Annotated in this window: 3 protein-coding genes; 2 read left to right on the top strand and 1 reads right to left on the bottom strand. The window is 67.2% G+C overall.

Features of this window, described 5'->3' with window-relative positions:
• Both RTU05_RS16520 and lpdA read left to right on the top strand, forming a co-directional pair.
• Positions 1 to 2,773 (top strand): TonB-dependent receptor (locus RTU05_RS16520; RefSeq protein WP_312599423.1); only part of this gene is annotated, 2,773 nt, incomplete at its 5' end.
• 192 nt (positions 2,774 to 2,965) lie between these two features.
• On the top strand, positions 2,966 to 4,372 hold the full coding sequence (gene lpdA, locus RTU05_RS16515; protein WP_312599422.1) for a dihydrolipoyl dehydrogenase: 1,407 nt from the start codon (positions 2,966 to 2,968) through the stop codon (positions 4,370 to 4,372).
• 237 nt (positions 4,373 to 4,609) lie between these two features.
• On the opposite strand, the gene mutS is transcribed toward lpdA, so the two are convergent.
• On the bottom strand, positions 4,610 to 6,148 hold a 1,539-nt coding region (gene mutS, locus RTU05_RS16510), incomplete at its 5' end, for a DNA mismatch repair protein MutS (protein WP_312599421.1).

Here is a 6,148-nt window from a genome sequence, read left to right as displayed (position 1 = left end):
CGCCACCGCCGCTGTCGCGGGCGACGTGATCTACGGCCGGGTCACCAACGCCTCGGGCGCGCCCCTGCCGGGCGCCGAGGTCGTGGTGCGCGGGTCGGGCCAGCGGGTCGTGACCAACACCCAGGGCGAGTTCGTCCTGCCGACCGCGGCGGGCCAGATGGTTCTGGACGTACGCTACCTGGGCCTGCCCTCGGCCAGCCAGACAGTCGTCACCACGCCGGGCGAGAACGCGAACGTGGCCATCGTCCTGGGCGCCGCCTCCGCGACCGATGTGGCCGACGTGATCGTGACCGGCGTCATCACCGACGGCGTGGCCCGCTCGCTGAACCAGCAGAAGAACGCCGAAGGCACGGTCAACGTCCTGTCCGCCGACGCCATCGGCCGTTATCCCGACCCGAACGTGGCGGAATCGCTGCAGCGCGTTCAGGGCATCGCCATCCAGCGCGACCAGGGCGAAGGCCGCTACATAAACGTGCGCGGCGCGCCGTCGTCCTTCAGCGCCGTATCGGTGGACGGGGTGGCCATTCCGGCGGTCTCGCCCTCGACCCGCGCGGTCGATCTGGACACCCTGCCGTCCGACATCGTCTCGACGGTGGAGGTCTCCAAGACCCTGCGCCCCAGCCAGGACGCGGACTCCATCGCCGGCGCCGTGGACATCAAGACCCGCTCGCCCTTCGACAAGCGCCGCCTGGCTCTCAGCGGCTATGCGGGCGGCAGCTATAATGACTATGGCGGCTCCGACACCCGCGCGGGCGCCACGGCGTCCAACGTCTTCGGCCCGAACGAGACCTTCGGCGCCCTGGTGTCGGTCAGCTATTCCGAAACCAACCGCCGGCCGGACAACGTCGAGAACGCCTGGATATTCGATGATCGGGCGACCATCGGCAGCGGCGCGTCCGCCAGGGCCAACCCCGCGTTCAACCACTATGTGCTCGAAGAATCCCTGTTCAAGGTTTACGAGACTCAACGCACGCGCAAGGCCGTGACCGGCGCCCTGGAATGGCGTCCCAGCGACGCGCTCAAGGCCTGGGTGCGCGGTTCGTTCGCCGAGTTCAACGACGACGAATATCGCGACACCCTCCGCTTCACCTATTCCGATGGCACGGCCAGCGGCACGGTGACGGACCAGGCGGCGACCTACACCGGCGCCCGTATCTACAAGGCCCTGCGTCACCGCGAGCAGAACAACCAGATCACGACCCTGAACGCGGGCGGCGAATACACCTTCGGCAACGGCGCCGTCTGGGACGCGACCCTGGCCTGGGCCAAGAGCGGGCAGACCTATCCGCACCGCGACGAGCTGGTCTATCGCTCGGGGTCTCAGACGCTGAGCTACAATACCGCAGACCACTACGCCCCGACCTATTCCGCCTTTACGGAGCCGACGGGCTATTATTTGAACGCGGCCAACTACAGCTTCCGCGAAAACACCTTCCGCACGAACACGACCGAGCAGGAAGACGTGTCGTTCAAGACGAACTACGAACTGCCGACCGTCATCGGCGGTCGCGACGTGACGCTGAAGTTCGGCGCCAAATACAGCACCCGTGACGTCAGCGCCGACGAAGAGCGCTTCCGTGATCGCACCACCACCGCCCCCGTAAATCCCGGCGCCCTGGCGTCGCTGCTTAGCGACCGCCAATCGAAGAACTACGACTACGATTTGGGCGTGAAGTTCGACCACGGGCTTGCGACCGATTATCTGGATGGCATCCGAGGCGCATCGACCGGGGCGGCGTCACGCCGCACGCCTCAATCAATCACAGCCGACTACACCGCCAAGGAGGACATTCTGTCCGGCTACGGCCAGGCGCGAATGGACATCGGGGCGACCAATGTGTTGGTCGGTCTGCGCGTCGAGAAGACCGACTTCGAAGGGTCCGCGACCAGCGTGAGCGCCGCGAACGTGCAGACGCCCGTCTCGGTCAAGCGCGACCAGACGGACTTCTTCCCCAATCTGACCCTGCGGCACAGCTTCAGCGACCAGCTGATCGGGCGGTTCGCCCTGACGCGGGCCATCTCGCGCCCTGATTACACCGACATCGTGCCGCGCGTTCTGGAGACGACCGACGCCGGCCGCACGACGGTCAGCCGGGGCAATCCCGATTTGAAGCCGACCTTGTCGAACAACATCGACCTGGGTCTGGAATACTATCTGCGTCCGCTTGGCGTGATCTCGGCCAACGCCTTCTACAAAGACCTGTCGAACTATCGCTTCACCCTGGTCACGGACGGCGTGCCCTATGTAACCCCGACCACCACGGTCGCCCAGGTGACGGAAGCCCGCAACGCGCGCGACGGCCATCTGGCGGGCATCGAGTTCAACTGGCAGCAGACGTTCGACTTCCTGCCGGGCTGGGCCTCGGGCTTCGGCGTCTTCGCCAACTACACCCTGACGGACGCGGAGATCAAAACCAGCCGCGCCTTCGCCGGCCGCGATACCTTCACCCTGCCGGGCCAGTCGGACGAGACCTATAACGCCGCCCTGTTCTACGAGCGTTACGGCTTCAGCGCCCGGGTCTCCTATACCCGCCGCAGCGACTTCCTGGAGGCGATCAACGCCACGACGCCGGGCCTGGACCTGTGGGTCGAGGGCCGCGGTCAGCTGGACTTCACCGCCAGCTACGACTTCGGCAACGGGGTTGAACTGTTCGGCGAGGCCAAGAACCTGACCGACAGCGCGGGCGTCCGCTACTACGGCGTCAAGGAGCGGACCTACGAGTACGAGAAGTTCGGCTATAACGTCTTCGTCGGCGTGCGCTTCAAGCTCTGATCCTCCAAGGGACTGAGACGACCAGAGGGCCGGGCGGCGACGCCTGGCCTTTTTCGTTTATCGGGGCGCGCACGCCCCAGGGGCTCCAAAGGTCGCAATCCCATCCCCATATGGAGGGCGGCGGTTGACCCCGGCGGGTCTGGCGCCTAAGCCCCGCGCAGCATTGCAAGCGCTGAACGATCAGAGGATACCATGGCCGAAGCCACCGCCGCCTACGACGTCGTCATCATCGGCGGAGGGCCTGGCGGCTATAACGCCGCGATCCGCGCCGGCCAGCTGGGCCTGAAGGTCGCCTGCGTGGAGATGCGTTCGACCCTGGGCGGCACCTGCCTGAACGTCGGCTGTATGCCCTCCAAGGCCCTGCTGCACGCCTCGGAACTGTGGAACGCCGCCAATACCGAGTTCGCCAAGATCGGCATCGAGGTCCAGCCCAAGCTGAACCTGGGCCAGATGCACGCGGCCAAGGACGAAAGCGTCCTGGGCCTGACCAAGGGCATCGAGTTCCTGTTCAAGAAGAACAAGGTCGAGTGGATCAAGGGCAAGGGCAAGATCGTCGGCAAGGGCAAGGTGGAAGTCACCGCTGCTGACGGCGCGGTACAGACCCTGGGCGCCAAGAACATCGTCATCGCCACCGGCTCCGAGCCGACCCCGCTGCCGGGCGTGGCGTTCGAGGACGGCAAGGTGATCGATTCCACCGGCGCCCTGTCGCTGCCGGCCGTGCCGAAAAAGCTGATCGTGGTCGGGGCGGGCATCATCGGCCTTGAACTGGGCTCGGTCTGGCGCCGCCTGGGCGCCGAGGTCACGGTGGTCGAGTTCCTGGACCGGATCACGCCCGGCATGGACACCGAGGTCGCCACCGCCTTCCAGCGCACCCTGACCAAACAGGGCATGACCTTCAAACTGGGCGCCAAGGTCACGGCCGCCAAGTCGGGCAAGGACGGGGTCGAGCTGACGGTCGAACCTTCGGCGGGCGGCGCAGCGGAAACCCTCAAGGGCGACGTCGTCCTGGTCGCCATCGGTCGTCGTCCCTATACGGACGGCCTGGGCCTGGAGAGCGTGGGCGTGACGCCGGACAAGCGCGGCTTCATCGACCACGACCACTTCAAGGTCGCCGATGGCGTCTGGGTCATCGGCGACGTGACCCACGGCCCGATGCTGGCGCACAAGGCGGAAGAAGACGCGGTCGCCGTGATCGACACCATCGCGGGCAAATACGGCCACGTCGACTATTCGCTGGTGCCCAGCGTCGTCTACACCTTCCCCGAAGTGGCCTGGGTCGGTCAGACCGAGGACCAGCTGAAGGCCGCCGGCGTCGCCTACAAGAAGGGCAAATTCCCCTTCGCCGCCAACAGCCGCGCCAAGATCAACCACGAGACCGACGGCTTCGTGAAGGTTCTGGCCGACGCCGCGACCGACAAGGTGCTGGGCGTCCACATCATGGGCCCGCAGGCCGGAGAAATGATCCACGAGGCCGCCATCACCATGAGCTTCGGCGGCGCATCGGAAGACATCGCCCGCACCTGCCACGCCCACCCGACCCGTTCGGAAGCCGTCCGTCAGGCGGCCATGGATGTCGAAGGCTGGATGATGCAGGCCTGATCTTGATGATCCTCCCCTGCGTGAGCGGGGAAGGCGGCGTCTTGTCCACCACAACGGGCACGGCGAGGTCACGACGGGACCGTGCGTGATGAAAGGGCGGAGCCCGCCGTTCACATCGACGCCAAATAAAAGAGCGGACCGCAGGTCCGCTCCTTCTCCCATTTCAATCATTTCGGGTCTTAGGGACGCCGCGCGGTCGCGTCGTGACCTCGTTGTGTTCGTTGTGGCGAACCTGACCTAAGCCAGCCCCTTCAGCCGATAGAGCGCCTCCAGCGCCTCTCGCGGGGTCAGTTCGTCGGGATCGACGTCGTGCATAGCCTGTTCCAGCGGCGAGGGGCCGCGCGCCGGCTCCGGCTCGGCGACGGCGAACAGGGGCAGGTCGTCCAGGCGGGCGGCGGCGGCCTTCTCGCCCTCCAGTCGTTCCAGCACCGAACGGGCGCGGGCGACGACGGAGGCGGGCACGCCCGCCAGTTTCGCCACCTGCACCCCATAGGATCGGTCGGCGGCGCCGGGCGCCGCCTCGTGCAGGAAGACCAGATCGCCGTTCCACTCCTTGGCGACCATCGACAGGTTGCAGACGTGGTCCAGCCGCGTCTCCAGCTGGGCCAGCTCGTGATAGTGGGTGGCGAACAGGGTGCGGGCGCGGTTTGTCTCGTGCAGGGCCTCGGCCGTGGCCCAGGCGATGGCCAGACCGTCATAGGTGGCGGTGCCGCGCCCGATTTCGTCCAGCACGACGAAGCTGCGGGGCGTGGCCTGGGTCAGGATGGCGGCGGTCTCGACCATCTCCATCATGAAGGTGGAGCGGCCGCGCGCCAGATCATCGCCCGCGCCCACGCGGCTGAACAGCCGGTCCACCACGCCCAGCCGCATCGACCGCGCCGGCACGAAGGCCCCGGCCTGGGCCAGGATCACCAGCAGCGCGTTCTGGCGCAGGAAGGTCGACTTACCCGCCATGTTCGGCCCGGTGACGATGGCCAGACGCGCGCATTCGGCGCCTGATCCGTCCAGACGGGCGTTGTTGGGGGTGTAGGGATCGCCTTGCGCCTTCACCGCCGCCTCGACGACGGGGTGGCGTCCAGCCTCGACGCAGAAGATCAGGGTGTCGTCCACGACGGGGCGGGTCGCGCCCACTTCCTGCGCCCATTCGGCCAGGGCGGCGTGGGCGTCCAGTTCGGCCAAAGCCTCGGCCACCGCTTGCAGCGGCTGGGCCAGACGGGCGATCTCGCGGCGCCAGTTTTCGAAGACCTCGCCCTCTATGGCCAGGGCGCGATGCCCGGCCTGGCTGATCCTGGCGTCCAGTTCCGACAGTTCGACGGTGGTGAAACGGACCTGGTTGGCCAGTGTCTGGCGGTGGATGAAGGGGCTGTCGGGACCGGCGCGCAGCAGGCCCTCCGCCGTCTTGGCCGAGGTCTCAAGGAAATAGCCCAGGACGGCGTTGTGCTTGACCTTGAACGGCACGCCGGATTCAGCGACGGCGCGGGCTTCCAGATCGGCGACCACGCGGCGGCTGTCGTCACGCAGGGTGCGGGCGGCGTCCAGTTCGGGGCGATAGTCGGGGCGCACGAAGCCGCCGTCGCGGGCCAGATGCGACGGCTCCTCCACCAGACCGTCGATCAGATCGGCCATCAGGCCCGACAGGTCGGGCGACAGGCTGAGGCGGTCCAGCGCCAGGGCGATGCGGCGCGGCTGGCCGGCCAGGGGATCGACCTGCCCGACGAACAGACCGGCGATCCCCTGGGCGACCGACAGGCCGATGCGCGCCGCCCCCAGATCGCG

This window comes from Brevundimonas sp., from assembly GCF_032017145.1.
GTDB lineage: Bacteria > Pseudomonadota > Alphaproteobacteria > Caulobacterales > Caulobacteraceae > Brevundimonas.
Note: the sequence above shows the minus strand (reverse complement) of the source record. Positions and strands in the feature narration are given on the sequence as shown.